This is a genomic window from Streptomyces sp. NPDC093546 (genome assembly GCF_044765045.1).
Taxonomy (GTDB): domain Bacteria; phylum Actinomycetota; class Actinomycetes; order Streptomycetales; family Streptomycetaceae; genus Streptomyces.
This window is the reverse complement of sequence record NZ_JBIWJG010000002.1, coordinates 505,488-522,898: the sequence shown is the minus strand read 5'-3', so window position 1 is coordinate 522,898 and position 17,411 is coordinate 505,488. Positions and strand designations below refer to the sequence as shown.

The 17,411-nt window shown below is 71.6% G+C and carries 15 protein-coding genes and 1 tRNA gene; 9 read left to right on the top strand and 7 right to left on the bottom strand.

What is annotated here, in order from left to right; genetic code table 11:
- Positions 1 to 28: 28 nt before the first annotated feature.
- A complete protein-coding gene (locus ACIRNI_RS05560; protein WP_403548559.1) occupies positions 29 to 994 on the top strand; it encodes an ArsA family ATPase in 966 nt (321 codons plus the stop codon).
- Entirely contained in the window at positions 991 to 2,322 is a 1,332-nt protein-coding gene (locus tag ACIRNI_RS05555) for an ArsA family ATPase (protein WP_403548558.1), read from the top strand. Before ACIRNI_RS05560 ends, ACIRNI_RS05555 begins: the two co-directional genes overlap by 4 nt.
- Positions 2,323 to 2,403: 81 nt before the next feature.
- Here ACIRNI_RS05555 and ACIRNI_RS05550 read toward each other — a convergent pair whose 3' ends face one another.
- Positions 2,404 to 2,748: a WhiB family transcriptional regulator gene (locus ACIRNI_RS05550; RefSeq protein ID WP_355361744.1), complete on the bottom strand. Its 345-nt coding sequence runs from the start codon at positions 2,746 to 2,748 to the stop codon at positions 2,404 to 2,406.
- A gap of 407 nt (positions 2,749 to 3,155) precedes the next feature.
- Between ACIRNI_RS05550 and ACIRNI_RS05545 the strand changes: the two genes are divergently transcribed.
- Positions 3,156 to 5,408: a transglycosylase domain-containing protein gene (locus ACIRNI_RS05545; RefSeq protein WP_403548556.1), complete on the top strand. Its 2,253-nt coding sequence runs from the start codon at positions 3,156 to 3,158 to the stop codon at positions 5,406 to 5,408.
- An 88-nt stretch (positions 5,409 to 5,496) separates the two neighbouring features.
- On the opposite strand, the gene ACIRNI_RS05540 is transcribed toward ACIRNI_RS05545, so the two are convergent.
- Complete coding sequence (locus ACIRNI_RS05540; protein ID WP_403548555.1) at positions 5,497 to 5,961, bottom strand: GatB/YqeY domain-containing protein; 465 nt, start codon at positions 5,959 to 5,961, stop codon at positions 5,497 to 5,499.
- A gap of 77 nt (positions 5,962 to 6,038) precedes the next feature.
- Between ACIRNI_RS05540 and ACIRNI_RS05535 the strand changes: the two genes are divergently transcribed.
- The 3 genes from ACIRNI_RS05535 (at position 6,039) to ACIRNI_RS05525 (ending at position 7,916) form a co-directional block, all read left to right on the top strand.
- Positions 6,039 to 6,977 carry a metallophosphoesterase gene (locus tag ACIRNI_RS05535; protein WP_403548554.1) on the top strand — a complete coding sequence of 313 codons (939 nt, stop codon included), beginning with the start codon at positions 6,039 to 6,041 and terminating at the stop codon, positions 6,975 to 6,977.
- A gap of 243 nt (positions 6,978 to 7,220) precedes the next feature.
- Positions 7,221 to 7,814: a Pr6Pr family membrane protein gene (locus ACIRNI_RS05530; RefSeq protein WP_403548552.1), complete on the top strand. Its 594-nt coding sequence runs from the start codon at positions 7,221 to 7,223 to the stop codon at positions 7,812 to 7,814.
- A gap of 28 nt (positions 7,815 to 7,842) precedes the next feature.
- Positions 7,843 to 7,916, top strand: a tRNA-Pro gene (locus tag ACIRNI_RS05525).
- Between the two features lie 397 nt (positions 7,917 to 8,313).
- Here ACIRNI_RS05525 and ACIRNI_RS05520 read toward each other — a convergent pair.
- Entirely contained in the window at positions 8,314 to 9,177 is an 864-nt protein-coding gene (locus tag ACIRNI_RS05520) for an LLM class flavin-dependent oxidoreductase (protein WP_403548551.1), read from the bottom strand.
- 372 nt (positions 9,178 to 9,549) lie between these two features.
- On the opposite strand from ACIRNI_RS05520, the gene ACIRNI_RS05515 reads away from it, so the two are divergent.
- The 3 genes from ACIRNI_RS05515 to ACIRNI_RS05505 are packed head-to-tail and all read left to right on the top strand — an operon-like array spanning position 9,550 to position 12,629.
- A complete protein-coding gene (locus tag ACIRNI_RS05515) occupies positions 9,550 to 9,906 on the top strand; it encodes a hypothetical protein (RefSeq protein WP_403548549.1) in 357 nt (118 codons plus the stop codon).
- A gap of 49 nt (positions 9,907 to 9,955) precedes the next feature.
- Positions 9,956 to 11,788: a prolyl oligopeptidase family serine peptidase gene (locus tag ACIRNI_RS05510; protein ID WP_403548547.1), complete on the top strand. Its 1,833-nt coding sequence runs from the start codon at positions 9,956 to 9,958 to the stop codon at positions 11,786 to 11,788.
- Positions 11,789 to 11,810: 22 nt separating this feature from the next.
- Positions 11,811 to 12,629, top strand: a complete 819-nt coding sequence (locus ACIRNI_RS05505; protein WP_403548545.1) for an SURF1 family protein — start codon at positions 11,811 to 11,813, stop codon at positions 12,627 to 12,629.
- A gap of 10 nt (positions 12,630 to 12,639) precedes the next feature.
- Here ACIRNI_RS05505 and ACIRNI_RS05500 read toward each other — a convergent pair whose 3' ends face one another.
- The 4 genes from ACIRNI_RS05500 to ACIRNI_RS05485 all read right to left on the bottom strand — a co-directional run bounded on the left by ACIRNI_RS05500 (position 12,640) and on the right by ACIRNI_RS05485 (position 17,255).
- Positions 12,640 to 13,842, bottom strand: a complete 1,203-nt coding sequence (locus ACIRNI_RS05500; RefSeq protein WP_403548543.1) for a hypothetical protein — start codon at positions 13,840 to 13,842, stop codon at positions 12,640 to 12,642.
- Positions 13,839 to 14,594, bottom strand: a complete 756-nt coding sequence (locus ACIRNI_RS05495; RefSeq protein ID WP_403548542.1) for a SigE family RNA polymerase sigma factor — start codon at positions 14,592 to 14,594, stop codon at positions 13,839 to 13,841. Before ACIRNI_RS05495 ends, ACIRNI_RS05500 begins: the two co-directional genes overlap by 4 nt.
- A 277-nt stretch (positions 14,595 to 14,871) precedes the next feature.
- Positions 14,872 to 15,933: an aspartate-semialdehyde dehydrogenase gene (locus tag ACIRNI_RS05490; protein WP_403548540.1), complete on the bottom strand. Its 1,062-nt coding sequence runs from the start codon at positions 15,931 to 15,933 to the stop codon at positions 14,872 to 14,874.
- A 50-nt stretch (positions 15,934 to 15,983) separates the two neighbouring features.
- Positions 15,984 to 17,255 (bottom strand): aspartate kinase, encoded by a 1,272-nt coding sequence (locus tag ACIRNI_RS05485; RefSeq protein ID WP_031077638.1) that lies wholly within the window; start codon positions 17,253 to 17,255, stop codon positions 15,984 to 15,986.
- Positions 17,256 to 17,411: the final 156 nt, after the last annotated feature.

Below are 17,411 nucleotides of genomic sequence, written 5' to 3'. Positions count from 1 at the left end.
TGCCGGGGCACTGGTTAGGCTCGAAGGCGTGAGCAGGCTCCAGGTCGTCAGCGGCAAGGGCGGTACCGGTAAGACGACGGTCGCCGCCGCCCTCGCGCTCGCCCTCGCGACCGAGGGCAGGCGGACCCTCCTCGTGGAGGTCGAAGGCAGACAGGGCATCGCACAACTCTTCGAAACGGAGGCGCTTCCGTACGAGGAGCGCAAGATCGCCGTCGCGCCGGGCGGCGGCGAGGTGTACGCGCTGGCCATCGACGCCGAGCGCGCCCTCCTCGACTACCTCCAGATGTTCTACAAACTCGGCTCGGCCGGGCGGGCGCTGAAGAAGCTCGGCGCCATCGACTTCGCGACCACCATCGCCCCCGGCGTACGCGACGTCCTGCTGACCGGCAAGGCGTGCGAGGCGGTACGCCGCCGGGAGAAGCACGGCGGGTTCACGTACGACTACGTCGTCATGGACGCCCCGCCCACCGGTCGCATCACCCGGTTCCTTAACGTCAACGACGAGGTGGCCGGGCTCGCGCGCATCGGGCCGATACACAACCAGGCGCAGGCCGTGATGCGGGTGCTGAAGTCCCCCGAGACGGCCGTGCACCTGGTGACCCTGCTGGAGGAGATGCCCGTCCAGGAGACCGCGGACGGCATCGCCGAGCTGCGCGACGCCTCGCTCCCGGTCGGCAACGTCATCGTCAACATGGTCCGCCCGCACGTCCTGGACGAGCACGCGGTACGGGCGGCCGCCGGCGACCACCGCAAGGACATCGCCAAGGCGCTCGCCGCGGCGGGTGTGAGCGCCCCGACCCGGCTGGTCACCCCGCTCCTCGACCAGGCCACCGAGCACGCGCGCCGGGTGGAGCTGGAGCGGGAGCAGCGCGAGGTGCTGGCGAAGCTTCAGGTCCCGGCGTACGAACTGCCCTTCTTGGGGGAGGGCGTCGACATCGCCGGGCTGTACCGGCTGGCCAAGGACCTACGCGAGCAGCTTGGGGGGACCGCATGACCCTGGACCCGGCGCCGGCCCTGGAGGTCGACCCGCTCCTCGACGACCCGGCGACGCGGATCATCGTCTGCTGCGGCGCGGGCGGCGTCGGCAAGACGACGACCGCGGCGGCCCTGGGCGTACGGGCGGCGGAGCGCGGCCGCAAGGTGGTCGTGCTGACCATCGACCCGGCCCGCCGGCTCGCCCAGTCGATGGGCATCGACCAGCTCGACAACGTCCCGCGGCGCGTCGACGGCATCAAGGGCGACGGCGAGCTGCACGCGATGATGCTCGACATGAAGCGCACCTTCGACGACATCGTCGAGGCGCACGCGGACCCGGAGCGGGCCCGCGCGATTCTGGGCAACCCCTTCTACCAGTCCCTGTCGGCCGGTTTCGCGGGCACGCAGGAGTACATGGCGATGGAGAAGCTGGGGCAGCTGCGGGCGCGCGACGAGTGGGACCTGATCGTCGTCGACACGCCGCCGTCCCGCTCGGCGCTGGACTTCCTGGACGCGCCGAAGCGGCTGGGGTCCTTCCTGGACGGGACGTTCATCAAGCTGCTGATGGCGCCCGCGAAGGTGGGCGGCCGGGCCGGGATGAAGTTCCTGAACGTCGGCATGTCGATGATGACGGGGACCCTGGGCAAGCTGCTCGGCGGCCAGCTGCTGCGCGACGTACAGACCTTCGTGGCGGCGATGGACACGATGTTCGGGGGGTTCCGTACGCGGGCGGACGCCACCTACCGGCTGCTCCAGGCGCCGGGCACGGCCTTCCTGGTGGTGGCCGCGCCCGAGCGGGACGCGCTGCGCGAGGCGGCGTACTTCGTGGAGCGGCTGGCGGCGGAGGAGATGCCGCTGGCCGGTCTGGTCCTCAACCGGGTCCACGGGAGCGGTGCCGCGCGGCTGTCGGCCGAGCGGGCGCTGGCCGCGGCGGAGGTCCTGGACGGGGAGCCCGCGGACGCGGCGGAAAATCTTGACGAGAGCCGCATTGTGGATCAGGGGCACGGGAAGACTGGTCTTCGTGGCGGCCACGACAACGGCCACGACAACGGCCAGGACACCAGCCACAACACCGGCCGCCTCCCGGAGGCCGTCTCTCCCGAGCCACTCCCCGCGTCATCCGCCGAGGTTTCGCCTGCCGTCGCCCAGGTGACGGCCGGTCTGCTCCGTCTGCACGCCGAGCGCATGCAGGTGCTCGCGCGCGAGCGCCGCACGCGGGACCGCTTCGCCGCGCTCCACCCGGAGGTGGCGGTGGCCGAAGTGGCCGCTCTGCCCGGCGACGTACACGACCTCGCGGGTCTTCGCGCCATCGGCGACCGGCTGGCGCACACCAAGGGCACGCCCTAGCACCGGCGGGCCCACGCGGAGCCACGAGGGCCCTCCGGCCCTCCGTTCGGCGGAGCCGGACTGCCGGTGGCCGACCGGTGGCTAGCCCACGGCGGCGTACGACTCGTACGTCTCGTCGTCGTTCAGCGCGACGGGCAGGATGCCCGCGCTGCGCTCGTACTCCGTGCGCGCGGTCTCCAGGAGCCGGCGCCACGAGGTGACGGTGGGGCGCCGGCGCAGCAACGCGCGCCGCTCACGCTCCGTCATACCGCCCCACACGCCGAACTCGACGCGGTTGTCCAGGGCGTCGGCCAGGCACTCGGTCCGCACCGGGCACCCGGTGCACACCGCCTTGGCCCTGTTCTGCGCCGCTCCCTGCACGAAAAGTTCATCCGGATCGGTAGTGCGGCAGGCCGCCTGCGCACTCCAGTCAGCTACCCAGCCCATACCGGCGCCGTCCTCTCCCGAATCGAGGCTCCCCCACGGCGGCGAGCGGCATATTCACCGCCGCCAGTTGAGGACGTTACGGAAGGTGGACACAGCGCAACACCCCCTTCGGGCCCAATCTTGAATGGCCCGAACGGACTATGCGTACGCGGCAGATCACCCAGGGGAGTGACCGATGGACATATCCCTCTGATCCCCCACAACACGACATGTCCGCTGATCGACAACGGGCGTCCGCTGACGCATACGACGGAAACGGACATCGCCCGGCGGAGAGCACGACGAGAGGGCGGGGTGAGGTTCCTTCGGTGGTCGGGCCGAAAAAACCGCGACTGCTGTGACAGTTGTGACCAGCTTAGGCCAAGGCATATACGCGTGTCCGGCGAATGAGAACGTAGGCTGCTGCCATGCCAAAGAAGCGCTCGGGCGGAGGCCTGACCGGCACCCAGCAGGCCGCCAAGTTCCTCGGTGTCAGCGTGCTCTCCGGAGCCGTACTGGCGGGCATCGCACTGCCCGCCTTCGGCGTGCTGGGACTCGCGGCGAAGGGGACGGTCCAGGGGTTCGACGAGATCCCGGCCGACCTGAAGCGGCCGCCGCTGAGCCAGCGCACCACGATCCTCGACGCGGAGGGTGGCCAGATCGCCACCGTCTACTCCCGCGACCGCACGGTCGTGGAGCTCAAGGACATCTCCCCGTACATGCAGAACGCGATCGTCGCGGTCGAGGACGCGCGCTTCTACGAGCACGGCGCCATCGACCTCAAGGGCGTGCTGCGCGCGCTCAACCGCAACGCCCAGTCGGGCGGTGTGGCGCAGGGCGCCTCGACGCTGACGCAGCAGTACGTGAAGAACGTGTTCGTGGAGGAGGCCGGCGACGACCCCGACAAGGTCGCGCAGGCCACGCAGCAGACGCTCGGCCGCAAGATCCAGGAGCTGAAGTACGCGATCCAGGTGGAGGAGGAGCTCGGGAAGAAGAAGATCCTCGAGAACTACCTCAACATCACCTTCTTCGGGCAGCAGGCGTACGGCGTCGAGGCCGCGGCCAAGCGCTACTTCTCCAAGTCCGCCAAGGCCCTGAACCTGGAGGAGTCCGCGATGCTGGCCGGCCTCGTCCAGTCGCCGAGCCGCTACGACCCCGTCAACGACGTGGAGGAGGCGACCAAGCGCCGCAACGTCGTACTGCAGCGCATGGCGGCCGTCGGCAACATCAGCCAGGCGGAGGCCGACCGCGCGAAGGCCACCCCGATCAAGCTGAAGGTCAGCAAGCCGAAGAACGGCTGCATCACCGCCGTCGACGGCGCGGGCTTCTTCTGCGACTACGTACGCGAGGCCTTCCTCTCCAGCCCGGTCTTCGGGAAGGACCGGGAGGAGCGCAACAAGATCTGGAACCGCGGCGGCCTGACGATCCGCACGACGCTCGACCCGCAGGCGCAGAAGGCGACGCAGGCGTCGATAACGGAACACGTCTACCAGAGCGACAAGGTCGCGACGGCGGTGACGATGGTCCAGCCCGGCACCGGCAAGATCCTCGCGATGGGCCAGTCCAAGCCGTACGGCTTCGGCAAGGACGAGACGCAGATCAACTACTCGGTCGACAAGCGCATGGGCGGCTCGAACTACGGCTTCCCGGTCGGTTCGACGTTCAAGCCGTTCGTCGCGGCGGCGGCCCTGGAGCAGGGCAGGCCGCCGACGCAGACGTACTCGGCGCCGTACGAGATGCCGTACCCGAGCTCGATTTCGACGTGCAGCGGCAAGCCGTGGGTGAACTACGGGGACAAGCAGCGGCTGGAGAACGAGAACGAGACCGAGGTCGGCCCGTACGCGCTCAAGGAAGCGATGGCGAAGTCGGTCAACACGTACTTCGTGCAGATGATCGAGGACATCGGCCTGTGCCCGGTCGTCGAGATGACGAACAAGCTGGGTGTGGTGCAGGGCAACGGCCAGAAGCTGCCCGAGGAGCCCTCGCCGCTCACCCTCGGCTCCACCGGCATCTCGCCGCTGACGATGGCGTCGGCGTACGCGACCTTCGCCAACCGGGGCACGTACTGCACGCCGATCGCCATCGAGTCCATCAAGACGGCGGACGGCAAGAGCCTGGAGGTGCCGAAGAGCTCGTGCACCAAGGCCATGTCGGAGCGGACGGCCGACTCCATCAACCACCTGCTGCGCGGAGTCGTCGACTCCGGTACGGGCCGGGCGGCGGGCCTCGGTGACCGCGACAACGCCGGTAAGACGGGTACGACGGACTTCCGGAAGAACGCCTGGTTCGTCGGGTACACGCCGAACCTGAGCGGCGCGGTGTGGGTCGGCAGCGCCAGCCAGCAGGTGGAGATGGAGTACATCACCATCGGCGGGCAGTACCACGAGAAGGTCTTCGGTGGTCAGGTCCCCGGCCCGATCTGGAAGGACGCGATGACGGGCGCGCTGGAGGGCAAGGACTCCCCGCAGTTCGTCAGCGTCGACATCCCGGACGCGCCGAAGCCCGACGACAAGGGGAAGGGCAAGCCGGGCGACGACTCCAAGCCGGGTGGCGGAGGCGGCGGAGTCCAGTCGCCGTGGCCGGGCATCTCCCTCCCGCCGGACCTGATCGGCGGCGGCAACGGACGCGGCGGTCAGGGGAACAACGGCGGCGGCAACGGCGGTTGGGACCGGGACCGCTGAGCGGCTGATCGTCTGCGGACAAAGGGGCGCCCACCGGCGACAAACCGGTGGGCGCCCCTGTGCCGTGACGCGTGGTCGGCAGTGGCTCTCAGCCGGCGAGCAGCTGCTTGACCACCGCGGCGACGCGGCCGCCCTCGGCGCGGCCGGACACCTTCGGGTTGACGATCTTCATGACGGCGCCCATCGCGCGCGGGCCCTCGGCGCCGGCGGCCCTGGCCTCGTCGATGGCCTGGGACACGATCGAGCGGAGCTCGTCGTCGCTCAGCTGCTGCGGCAGGTAGGCGTCGAGGATGGCGCCCTCCGCCTTCTCGCGCTCGGCCTGCTCGGCGCGGCCGCCCTGCGCGAAGGCCTCGGCGGCCTCGCGCCGCTTCTTCGCCTCCTTGGCGATCACCTTCTGCACCTCGTCGTCGGAGAGCTCGCGCTTCTCCTTGCCCGAGACCTCCTCCTTGGTGATGGCGGAGAGGGTGAGCCGGAGGGTCGAGGAGCGCAGCTCGTCGCGCTCCTTGATCGCGGCGTTGAGGTCTTCCTGCAGCGTGGACTTGAGCGTGGTCATGCGCACAAGTGTGGCAGGTGCGATGACCTGCACGCCCGCTGATTTCCGCGCGCTGCTCCGTCTGGGACGATGGCCTCATGCGCGCGCGATACGGAGTCCCCCTGAAAGTCACCGCAGGAATCGCAGCGGTCGGCGCGGCCGGCCTGGTCTACGCCGCCGGCTTCGAGGTCCGCTCGTTCCGGCTCCGCCGGGTCACCGTCCCCGTACTGCCTCCCGGCATGCGCGACCTGCGCGTCCTCCAGGTGTCCGACATCCACATGGTGAGCGGCCAGCGCAAGAAGCGGGCCTGGCTCCAGTCCCTCGCCGGGCTGCGCCCGGACCTCGTCGTCAACACCGGCGACAACCTCTCCGACCCCGACGGCGTACCGGAGGCCCTGGACGCGCTCGGGCCGCTCCTCGAATTCCCCGGCGTGTACGTCTTCGGCTCCAACGACTACTACGGGCCCAAGCTGCGCAACCCGGCCCGCTACCTGCTCGAGAAGGCCCAGGGCCGCCACGGCCTCAACGGCAATCCGCCCGCCGTCGGCGCCGTACACAACCCCTGGGAGGGGCTGCGCGACGCCTTCGACGAGGCGGGCTGGCTGAACCTCACCAACACGCGCGGCCGCCTCAAGCTGGAGGGCATGGAGCTGGCGTTCACGGGCCTGGACGACCCGCACATCAAGCGGGACCGCTACGACCTGGTCGCCGGCGGCCCGGAGCCGGACGCGGACCTCTCCCTGGCCGTCGTCCACGCGCCGTACCTGCGCTCCCTGGACGCCTTCACCGCGGACGGCTACCCGCTGATCCTGGCGGGCCACACGCACGGCGGCCAGCTGTGCATCCCCTTCTACGGGGCGCTGGTCACCAACTGCGACCTGGACACGGACCGCGTGAAGGGCCTCTCCACGCACCGCGCCGGCGGGAACACCGCGTACCTCCACGTCTCGGCGGGCTGCGGCACCAACCGCTACACGCCGGTGCGGTTCGCCTGCCCGCCGGAGGCGACGCTGCTGACGCTGACGGCCCGGGACTGATCACGGGCTCCCGGGGCGCCCGGGCGCCCCGGGCTGGGCGGGTTGATCAAGCCCCCTGGGGCACCAGGTTCTGATCAAGGACCCCCTACGGTGGAGGAATGACTGCCCCTTTTCGACGCATGTGCCCGCATCGGCGGTCGTCCCTCCCGTCCGCCGCCCGTACGCGGCCGCCTTCCGCGCCCTGATCGCGCTGGCCGCGCTCACCGGATCGCCATCGACCTGGCCCTCGGCAGTCCGGGCCGGGTGCTCAGCTACTTCACCATCCAGAGCAACCTCCTGGTCGCGGCGGTCTTCGCCCCATCGGCCCACCGCGCCTGGTCGCGCCGCCGCCCGCCGCTGCCGCCGGTGATCACCGGAGGCACCCTGCTCTTCATCACCATCACCGGCGCCGTCCACCACCTGCTCCTGGCGGACGACGCGGCACACTTCTCGATGACCGACGGCGGCCCGTCGACCGCCACCGGCTGGCACCTCCTCGCCAACCACCTCCTCCACACGGTGCCGCCGATCGCGGCGGCCCCCGACTGGCTGCTCCTCACCCGCCCGGACGGCCTGCGCCCCCGTCACGCCGCCCTGTGGCTGCTCTACCCCCTGGCGTACCTCGCCTTCGCCCTCCCCCGCGGCGCCCTCCTCTCCCCCGACACCCCGGCCCGCTACCCGTACCCCTTCCTCGACGTCGCCGCCCACGGCTACGCCGCCACCCTGACGGACGCGGCGATGCTGGGCCTGCCCTTCGCCGCCCTGGCCTTCGCGCTCGTCGGCCTGGACCGGATCAGGCCCACGCCACGGCTCCGCGAAAACCGGATTTCGTCTCCGGGCGCCGGTGGGCTAAAGTAAACGACGTCGCCGGGACACCGGACGACATCGGGGTGTAGCGCAGCTTGGCAGCGCGCTTCGTTCGGGACGAAGAGGTCGTGGGTTCAAATCCCGCCACCCCGACAGCTGAAACACCAGGTCAGGGGCCTGATCCGCAAGAGCGGGTCAGGCCCCTGACTGCTTTCTGTCATCGCAGGAGCCGGATTCAGAAATCCAGCTCCCGAACATCCCGCTGATCAGCTCGGTGCGCTCCTCGAATAGATCACGACGCCGGAGGCTGACGTGCAGGATGCAGGCACCCTGGGCGTCGTTACGTCTACTTTTCACCAGATGAACATGCACCACGTGCCCAAGCCTGCGGATACCGAGCTGATTTGATGATTGGTTGGCTACGTGGTCACCTACCACGCTTGGAAGGAAGTTCCTTGAGCATCACTGTGCCGAAGCGGTGAGGGCCACCATGGGCGATCACGTGATCCACGAGTCGCGGCTGGAGCCGACAGCACGTTGAGCCAAGACATCAGACCAGCGGCGGCCCTGCCTCGATGCGGCGCAGCACTGGAGGCAGGCGGTCCAGGTCGGGGCCGGTCTGGATCTGCCGCTCGTCCCACCAGGTGACGCCGGCGTCGTGCAGCGGACCGATCACGTCCTTGGCCTTGGCTGCGTCAGAGGGCGTGGCTCCGCCGAGTACGAACTCGAAGGGGTGCTCGGCCCCGGCCGGACGGTGTTTACGCACGTATCCGACCAGATCGCGCACTTCGGCCACATCCGGCAGATGACCATGCCGGGCCGTCTCGAAGAGCGGCACCGCGCCATCCCACCGCGCTGCCCGCCGCATGGGCGGGCGACGCGGCCAGAATCCACCGATCCATACGGGCGGACAGGGCCGCTGCACCGTGGCAGGCAGCAGCGTCACGTCCCGGACCTCATAGTGCCGCCCGTGGTGGTTCACCGAGTCGCCGGACCAGAAACGCCTCAACAGCTCCAGGCCCTCGTCCAGCCGCTCAGCGAGGAGGCGCGGCTCGGCGGTGTCGCCGAAACTGCGGTACTCGTCCTCGATCGGACCGCCCAGGCCGGCAGCGAAGATCACTCTGCCGCCGCTGAGGTGGTCCAGGGTGGCCACTTGACGGGCGAGTTGCTGCGGACGGTAACGGGGGACCGGCGTCAGCAGGGTGCCCAGTCGGATCCGGGAGGTCGCCAGCGCGGCCGCTGTCAGCAGGATCCAGGGGTCTCCGAAGGGACGCCCTTGGTGTTGTCGGTGCAGTACATGGTCCCAGACGAAGAGCCCGTCCCAGCCGGCCTGTTCGGCGGCGGCCGCCACGGTTGCGACGTTACGGGGGTCGGCGAAGTCACCGAAGTTGGGAATGTTGATGGAGAAGCGCATCCCAGCAGGATGCGCAGCCAGCCGTGAAGGGACAATCACATTCCTGGCCAGGCGGCACCGACTGCCGCGGGCTGCGCGTCCACCGCCGTGGTGCACTACCCCGTTGGAGCGGCGCCGGTCCCGCACCGGACCGCACGTCGGCCCCCACCCCGCGGCCCCTCACCCGGTCAGACGCCCCCGGTCGACGTGCAGCCCCACCCCCCGCACGCTCGGAGGGGAATCACCGGACAGAGAGGGGCGGCCATGAGCCAGGCCGGCGGAGGGCACGGGCATGGTGTCGGGGGGACCGAGCAGCATGCGTATGCGCATCACGCCGGGCCGCCGGGCGGGGGCCAGGGGCCGCGGCGGAGTGGGTGGGGGTCCGCCGGGGCGATGTTTGCTGGGGTGTTGTTGCTGGTGGAGGGGGTGCTCGGGATGCTGCAGGGCATCGCGGGTATCGCCCAGGACGACGTGTACGGGCGGATCGGCGAGTACGTCTTCGAGTTCAGCGTCAGCGCGTGGGGGTGGATCCACCTCGTCCTCGGGATCCTCGTCGCCCTCATCGGGGCCGGGATCCTCAGCGGGGCGACATGGGCCAAGGCGAGCGGTGTCGCGCTCGCCTCGCTCGCCGTGATCGCGAACTTCGTCTGGTTGCCGTACCAGCCCGTCTGGGCGGTGATCTCGATCGCGATCGGCGTCTTCGTCATCTGGGCGCTGTGCGTGGAGGACACCCCGCCCGCCGTGCGCTGACCTCCGGGCTCCATGTCCCCGGGCCCGTGGCGTCGGGTTGGATAGGGGCATGACGGATGCACACGCCACGCCCGACTGGGAGCTGCGGTTCCGCGCCCCGCGCGTCTCCCTGCCCGACTGGGCCGAGGACGCCCCCGACCGCGCGCTGTTCACGTCGAACGCGACCGGCACGTACGAGCTGTACGCCTGGGACCGGGCGACCGGAGCGCAGCGGCAGGTCACGGACCGGCCGAACGGTACGACCGACGGCGTGCTGTCGCCGGACGGCGCATGGATCTGGTGGTTCGCCGACACCGACGGCGACGAGTTCGGGCGCTGGATGCGCCAACCGTTCGGGGGCGGCGACGACGAGCCGGCCGCGCCGGGGCTGGCGGCGTCGTACCCGGCGGGCCTGGCGATCGGGCGGGACGGGACGGCGGTGATCGGGTGCTCCACGGACGAGGAGGGCTCGACGATCCACGTCGTACGGCCCGGGCGGCCGCCCGTGGAGATCTACCGGCACCGGGAGTCCGCCGGGGTCGGCGACCTGTCCCACGACGGGACGCTGCTCGCGATCGAGCACACCGAGCACGGCGACGCCATGCACGCGGCGCTGCGCGTGGTCCGGCTCGACGGCGCGGTCGTGGCGGAGCTGGACGACACCAAGGGCGGCACGGAGGAGCTCGGGCTCGCGGTGCTGGGCTTCGCGCCGGTGGACGGGGACACCCGGCTGCTGGTCGGGCACCAGCGGCGCGGGCGCTGGGAGCCGATGCTGTGGGACGTGGCCACCGGCACCGAGACCGAGCTGGGGCTCGACCTGCCCGGCGACGTGTCGGCGGAGTGGTATCCGGACGGGTCCGGGCTGCTGATCGTGCACGGCTTCGAGGCGCGCAGCGACCTGTGGCGGTACGAGATCGGCACGCGCGAGCTGGTGCGGGTGGAGACCCCCGCGGGGTCGGTGTCCAGCGCGACGGCGCGGCCGGACGGGACCGTGGAGTACCTGTGGTCGTCCGCCGAGCGGCCCCCGGTGGTGCGGTCCACCGCGGGCGGTGTCGTGCTGGAGCCCCCGGGCGCGAAGGCGCCCGCGTCGGTGGCCGTGGAGGACGTGTGGGTGGACGGCCCCGGCGGTCGCGTCCACGCGCTCGTGCAGCGCCCGGCGGGTGCCGACGGCCCGCTGCCGACGGTGTTCGAGGTCCACGGCGGCCCCGCGTGGCACGACAGCGACGCGTTCGCCGCGGCGCCCGCCGCCTGGGTGGACCACGGGTACGCGGTCGTCCGGGTCAACTACCGGGGCTCGACGGGCTACGGGCGGGAGTGGACGGACGCGCTCAAGCACCGCATCGGGCTGATCGAGCTGGAGGACATCGCGGCGGTACGGGAGTGGGCGGTGGCCTCCGGCCTCGCCGACCCCGCGAAGCTGGTGCTGGCGGGCGGCTCGTGGGGCGGGTACCTGACGCTGCTCGGGCTCGGTACGCAGCCGGAGGCGTGGGCGCTGGGCCTGGCCGCCGTGCCGGTGGCGGACTACGTCACGGCGTACGAGGACGAGATGGAGGCGCTGAAGGCGCTGGATCGCACGCTGTTCGGCGGGTCTCCGCAGGAGGTGCCGGAGCGGTACCGGGTGTCGTCGCCGCTGACGTACGTGGACGAGGTCAGGGCGCCGGTCTACATCTCGGCGGGCGTCAACGACCCGCGCTGCCCGATCCGGCAGATCGACAACTACGTCGACCGGCTCGCGGCGCGGGGCGCGGTGCACGAGGTGTACCGGTACGACGCCGGGCACGGCTCGCTGGTGGTGGAGGAGCGGATCAAGCAGGTGCGGCTGGAGCTGGACTTCGCCGCCAGGCACCTGGGGACGACCGCGCCGGGGACGCCTGTGCCGGGGACCCCGGCGCCGGGGAAGTGACGGCGTTCCGTACCGTGGAGGGGTGTACCGGTTCCTGACGACACCCCGCTGGTGGGGGATCAACGTCTTCGTCCTGCTGGCGATCCCCTTCTGCATCTTCATGGGGACCTGGCAGCTCGGCAGGTTCGAGGACCGCGTCGAGTCCCACCAGGAGGCGGAGCGGTGGCCCGATCCGGGCTCGGCGGCGCAGGCCGCCGAGCCGCTGGACGAGCTGCTGCCGGTCACCAAGGAGACGTCGGGCCGCCAGGCGACGGCGACCGGTCGGTACGGGCCGCAGTTCCTGGTGCCGGGGCGCGAGCTGGACGGCCGCACCGGTGCGTACGTGCTGACGCTGCTGCGTACGGACGGCGGCAAGACGCTGCCGGTGGTCCGCGGCTGGCTCCCGGAGGGGCGCAAGGCCCCGGCGCCGCCGGCCGGTGAGGTCACGGTGACCGGGGCGCTCCAGGCGTCGGAGAACACCGGCACCAAGGGCGTGCACGCGGCGGGCGGGCTGCCGGCGGGGCAGGTCGGCATGATCAGCGCGGCGTCGCTGGTGAACCTGGTGCCGGACGACGTGTACGACGCGTGGGTCACGCTCACCACGTCGCCGTCGGGTCTGAAGCCGGTGCCGGCGACGGCGGCGCAGGGCAGCGGGCTGGACCTGAAGGCGTTCCAGAACCTGGGCTACACGGGCGAGTGGTTCGCCTTCGTGGGCTTCGTGCTCTTCATGTGGTTCCGTCTGTTCCGCCGCGAGGCGGAGGCGGCGCGGGACGCGGCCCTCGGCCTCGCTCCGGAGGACCAGGCTCCGGAGGACCAGGCCGCCGCCCCGCACACCCCGGCCGCCCCGGCGACGCGGGGCTGACGCGCCGCTGCTACTCCGCGCCCATCGGCGCCGTGTAGTACACCGTGCCCGCGCAGGCCTTCGGGATCGTGGTCTCCGCGGTCGGGGAGCCCGCGGCCGGGGTGTGGGTGATCGTGACGCTGCCGTCCGCCGGGGTGCCCTCCTCCGTGGCGAGCTGGGGCTGCGTCCCCTCCGGGGCCGTGCCGGTCGTGCCGGTCGAGCCGGTCGAGGCCGTGCCGCCGTCCGTCGAGGGGCTCGGGTCCGGGGACGGGTCGCCGTCCGGCGTCGTCGTCGGGCATGTCTCGCTCGGCACCCAGGCGAACCTGACCTCGTACGCCCCCGAGGGCTTCAGCAGCAGCGCCCCGTCCGCCGTGCCCGAGGCGTCCGGGAGGCCCGTCGCCGCGTCGCCCGGCGTGTGGCGGACGCGGGTGACCTTCGCGCTGTCGGCCGCGCCGCTCGTCCGGACGCCGATGGTGCCGTCGCCCGCGATCGCGCAGTCCGCGCCGGAGACGTTGGCGATGCGGAAGGTGCCGTACACCTTGCCCTCCGCGTCCGGCTCCCCGGCCTGCGCCGTGGTCACGGCCAGCTGGTCCGCCGCGCACACCGGTGTACTCGGCGGCACGGGGCGGGTCGGGTCGGCCGCGCTGCCGCCGACCGTGCCGTCCGAGGCGCCGGAGACGGACTCCGGCGGCTTCTGGGCGTCGCCGCGGCCGCTGCCGCCGGGCCCGCCCGGGCCCTCGCCGCCGCCCGTGACACCGCCGCCGGGGCCGGTCTCGCCGCCCTCGCCGCCGGTCTCCTCGCCCGTGCCGCCCTGGACCTGTTCGCCGTGCCCGGCGTTGACCGGGCGGTCGTCGGAGGTGCCGCCGGAGCCCGCGACGTGCACGAACGCGGGCACCGCCGTACCGAACAGCAGCGCCGCGGCCGCCATGCCGACGAGGGCCTGCCGCTTGCGGGCCCGCCGCGCCGGCACGGCCTTGCGCAGGTGGTCGAGGGCGCCGTCGGAGGGCCGCAGGTCCTCCACCGCGCCCTGGAGCATCCGGCGCAGGGCCAGCTCGTCGTCGCCGAACGCGTCGTCCCCGACAGCGCTCGGCCCGTCCAGACCGTTCAGGCGGTCACCCTCGTTCACAATTCCGTTCCCAGTCCGGTGGTCGTTCACGTGCAACGGTCCGTCCGGCCCGTACAGCTCGAACCCGTCCTCGCCCTTGGCGTCCGGGCCCTTGTGCGGCTCGCTCATGCGTTGGCCTCCATGGCGACGCGCAGCGCCGCGATGCCACGTGAGCCGTACGCCTTCACCGACCCGAGCGATATGCCCAGGGTCTCGGCGACCTGCGCCTCCGTCATGTCCGCGAAGTACCGCAGCACCAGCACCTCGCGCTGTCGGCGCTGCAGCCCGCGCATCGCCTTGATCAGCGCGTCGCGCTCCAGCTGGTCGTACGCGCCTTCCTCGGCGCTCGCCATGTCCGGCATCGGCTTGGAGAGCAGCTTCAGCCCGAGTATGCGGCGGCGCAGGGCGGACCGGGAGAGGTTGACCACGGTCTGCCGCAGGTACGCGAGGGTCTTCTCGGGGTCGCGGACGCGCCGGCGGGCCGAGTGGACGCGGATGAACGCCTCCTGGACGACGTCCTCGCACGAGGCCGTGTCGTCCAGCAGCAGCGCGGCGAGACCCAGCAGCGACCGGTAGTGGGCGCGGTAGGTCTCGGTGAGGTGGTCGACGGTCGTCCCGGCCGCCGCGGTCGCGGCCGCGGCCGTGTTCCCGGCGGCACCCGGTACGCCGGCGGTGTCGGCGGCCTCGGAGGCGCCGCGCGGGGACGGTATGCGGGTGGTACGCCTAGCAGCGGGCATCGGCGCGATCACCGGCATGCCGCCGGGCGAACGGCGCTGACGGGGCCGCCGGAGCGGCTGCGCCGGCCCGCCACCGAGGCGCGGCGGGGCCACGGCCGCGCCGCGGAGCGGGACCACCGCTGTGATGTCGAGTACCTGTGCCACGCCTGTTGGACACGCTTCCCCCCGTCAGGGTTGTACGCGCACGTCACCGGTTTTGACCGTGCGGACGGTGCGTCGATTACCCTCATGCGTACTCGCTCTTCCCCTTTGCCCGTTTCGCGCGGCAGCGCGCAAGGGGCGACCGCGTAGACGCTTCCCGCCCGACCACCGGTTGCAGCAAGGGGGACAAGCATCGTCGAACATGCCATCGCCCCAGTTCAAGCGGTACGGTCCGAAGACTTGCTCACAGGGCGTTCACAGATCCTATAAAGGCCGGTGGTCAGACCACCGACAATTCCGCGGCGATGATCTCCGCGACCTGCGCGGTGTTCAGCGCGGCACCCTTGCGGAGGTTGTCGCCGCACACGAACAGCTCCAGGGCCCGCGGGTCGTCCAGGGACCGCCGCACCCGCCCCACCCACGTGGGATCGGTCCCCACGACGTCGGCGGGGGTCGGGAAGTCCCCGGCGGCCGGATCGTCGTACAGCACCACGCCCGGCGAGGTGGCGAGGATCTCGTGCGCCCGGGCGACCGTCACCTCGCGCTCGAAGCGCGCGTGGACGGAGACGGAGTGCGTGGTCACGACGGGCACGCGCACGCAGGTGGCCGTCACCCGAAGCTCCGGCAGGTCGAGGATCTTGCGGGTCTCGTCGCGCAGGCGCAGCTCCTCGGAGGACCAGCCGCCCTCCTGGAGCGAGCCGGCCCAGGGCACCACGTTGAGCGCGAGCGGGGCGGGGAAGGGCCCGGTGTCGTCGCCGACGGTCCGGCGTACGTCTCCGGGGGCGGTCCCCAGCTCCGCGCCGGCGACCCGCACCGTCTGCGCGCGCAGCGTCTCGACGCCCGCGTGCCCGGCGCCGCTGGCGGCCTGGTAGGTGGAGACGACGAGCTCGTCGACGCCGAACTCGGCGTGCAGCGCGCCCACCGCCACGATCAGCGCCAGCGTGGTGTCGCCGGGGCAGGCGACGATCCCGCGCGGCCGCGAGCGGACGCAGTGCGGGTTGATCTCGGGGACCACCAGCGGCACGTCCGGGTCCGCCCGGAAGGCCGGCGAGGCGTCCACCACGACCGCGCCCTTGGCCACGGCGACCGGCGCCCACCGGGCGGCGACCTCCTCCGGCGCCAGGAACACCGCCACGTCGACGCCGTCCAGCGCCTCGTCGCCGAGCGCGAGCACCTCGGTCTCCGCCCCGCGCACGGCCAGCTTGCGGCCGACCGAGCGGGGGGAGGCGACCAGGCGGATGTCGCCCCAGACGTCGGCGTGCTGCGACAGGATCTGGAGCATGACGGCGCCGGCGGCCCCGGTCGCTCCCACGACCGCGAGCGCCGGCTTGCGGTGCGTCATCGCGCCGTCACCACGCGGTCGCCCGCGCCGTCACCACGCCGCCAGGACCGTCACCGGCCCGTGCCTCCGTAGACGACGGCCTCGTCGGAGTCGCTGTCCAGCCCGAAGGCGGTGTGGACGGCGCGGACGGCCTCGTTCACGTCGTCGGCGCGGGTCACGACCGAGATGCGGATCTCGGACGTCGAGATCAGCTCGATGTTCACGCCCGCGTCGGACAGCGCCTCGAAGAAGCCGGCCGTGACGCCCGGGTTGGTCTTCATGCCCGCGCCGACCAGCGAGATCTTGGCGATCTGGTCGTCGTAGCGCAGCGAGTCGAAGCCGATGACGTCCTTGCGCTTCTCCAGGGCGTCGATGGCCTTGCGGCCCTCCGCCTTCGGCAGCGTGAAGGAGATGTCCGTCAGCCCGGTCGACGCGGCGGAGACGTTCTGCACCACCATGTCGATGTTGATCTCGTTGTCCGCGATGGTGCGGAAGATCGCGGCGGCCTCGCCCGGCTTGTCCGGCACCCCGACGACGGTGATCTTCGCCTCGGAGGTGTCGTGGGCGACACCGGAGATGATGGCCTGCTCCACCTTGCGGTCCCCTCGCGGTTCGTTGCTGACCCACGTGCCCTGGAGGCCCGAGAAGGACGACCGGACGTGGATCGGGATGTTGTAACGGCGTGCGTACTCGACGCAGCGGTGCAGCAGCACCTTGGAGCCGGAGCTGGCGAGCTCCAGCATGTCCTCGAAGGAGATCCAGTCGATCTTCCGGGCCTTCTTCACGACCCGGGGGTCGGCGGTGAAGACACCGTCGACGTCGGTGTAGATCTCGCACACCTCGGCGTCCAGCGCCGCGGCGAGCGCGACGGCGGTCGTGTCCGACCCGCCGCGGCCGAGGGTGGTGATGTCCTTCTTGTCCTGGGACACGCCCTGGAAGCCTGCGACGATGGCGATGTTGCCCTCGTCCAGCGCCGTACGGATCCGGCCCGGCGTGACATCGATGATGCGCGCCTTGTTGTGGACCGAGTCGGTGATGACGCCCGCCTGGCTGCCGGTGAACGACTGGGCCTCGTGGCCCAGGTTTTTGATCGCCATGGCCAGCAGGGCCATGGAGATGCGCTCCCCGGCGGTCAGCAGCATGTCGAACTCACGCCCGGCAGGGATCGGAGATACCTGCTCGGCGAGATCGATCAACTCGTCCGTCGTGTCGCCCATCGCCGAAACCACGACGACCACCTGGTGGCCGTTCTTCTTGGCATCGACGATTCGCTTGGCGACGCGCTTGATGCCCTCGGCATCGGCAACGGAGGAGCCTCCGTACTTCTGCACGACAAGGCCCACGTGCGCTCCTCGCTCAGTCCGTTTGCGGTCAGCTCAGTCTAACGAGCGGCCGGGATTCGCCCCTCCGATATCACATGGTGAGATGTCCCGCTCAGCTTGCGATCAGCACCCGGGGACGGCCCCACGGCCGCTCGGGCTGGCACCTGCCCCTCCCGA

What these genes read in the sequence shown, in the direction of transcription:
- ACIRNI_RS05555 (WP_403548558.1), top strand. Translation starts at nt 991, where the DNA reads ATGACCCTGGACCCGGCGCCGGCCCTGGAGGTCGACCCGCTCCTCGAC.
- ACIRNI_RS05550 (WP_355361744.1), bottom strand. Translation starts at nt 2,748, where the DNA reads ATGGGCTGGGTAGCTGACTGGAGTGCGCAGGCGGCCTGCCGCACTACC.
- ACIRNI_RS05545 (WP_403548556.1), top strand. Translation starts at nt 3,156, where the DNA reads ATGCCAAAGAAGCGCTCGGGCGGAGGCCTGACCGGCACCCAGCAGGCC.
- ACIRNI_RS05540 (WP_403548555.1), bottom strand. Translation starts at nt 5,961, where the DNA reads ATGACCACGCTCAAGTCCACGCTGCAGGAAGACCTCAACGCCGCGATC.
- ACIRNI_RS05535 (WP_403548554.1), top strand. Translation starts at nt 6,039, where the DNA reads ATGCGCGCGCGATACGGAGTCCCCCTGAAAGTCACCGCAGGAATCGCA.
- ACIRNI_RS05520 (WP_403548551.1), bottom strand. Translation starts at nt 9,177, where the DNA reads ATGCGCTTCTCCATCAACATTCCCAACTTCGGTGACTTCGCCGACCCC.
- ACIRNI_RS05515 (WP_403548549.1), top strand. Translation starts at nt 9,550, where the DNA reads ATGTTTGCTGGGGTGTTGTTGCTGGTGGAGGGGGTGCTCGGGATGCTG.
- ACIRNI_RS05510 (WP_403548547.1), top strand. Translation starts at nt 9,956, where the DNA reads ATGACGGATGCACACGCCACGCCCGACTGGGAGCTGCGGTTCCGCGCC.
- ACIRNI_RS05500 (WP_403548543.1), bottom strand. Translation starts at nt 13,842, where the DNA reads ATGAGCGAGCCGCACAAGGGCCCGGACGCCAAGGGCGAGGACGGGTTC.
- ACIRNI_RS05490 (WP_403548540.1), bottom strand. Translation starts at nt 15,933, where the DNA reads ATGACGCACCGCAAGCCGGCGCTCGCGGTCGTGGGAGCGACCGGGGCC.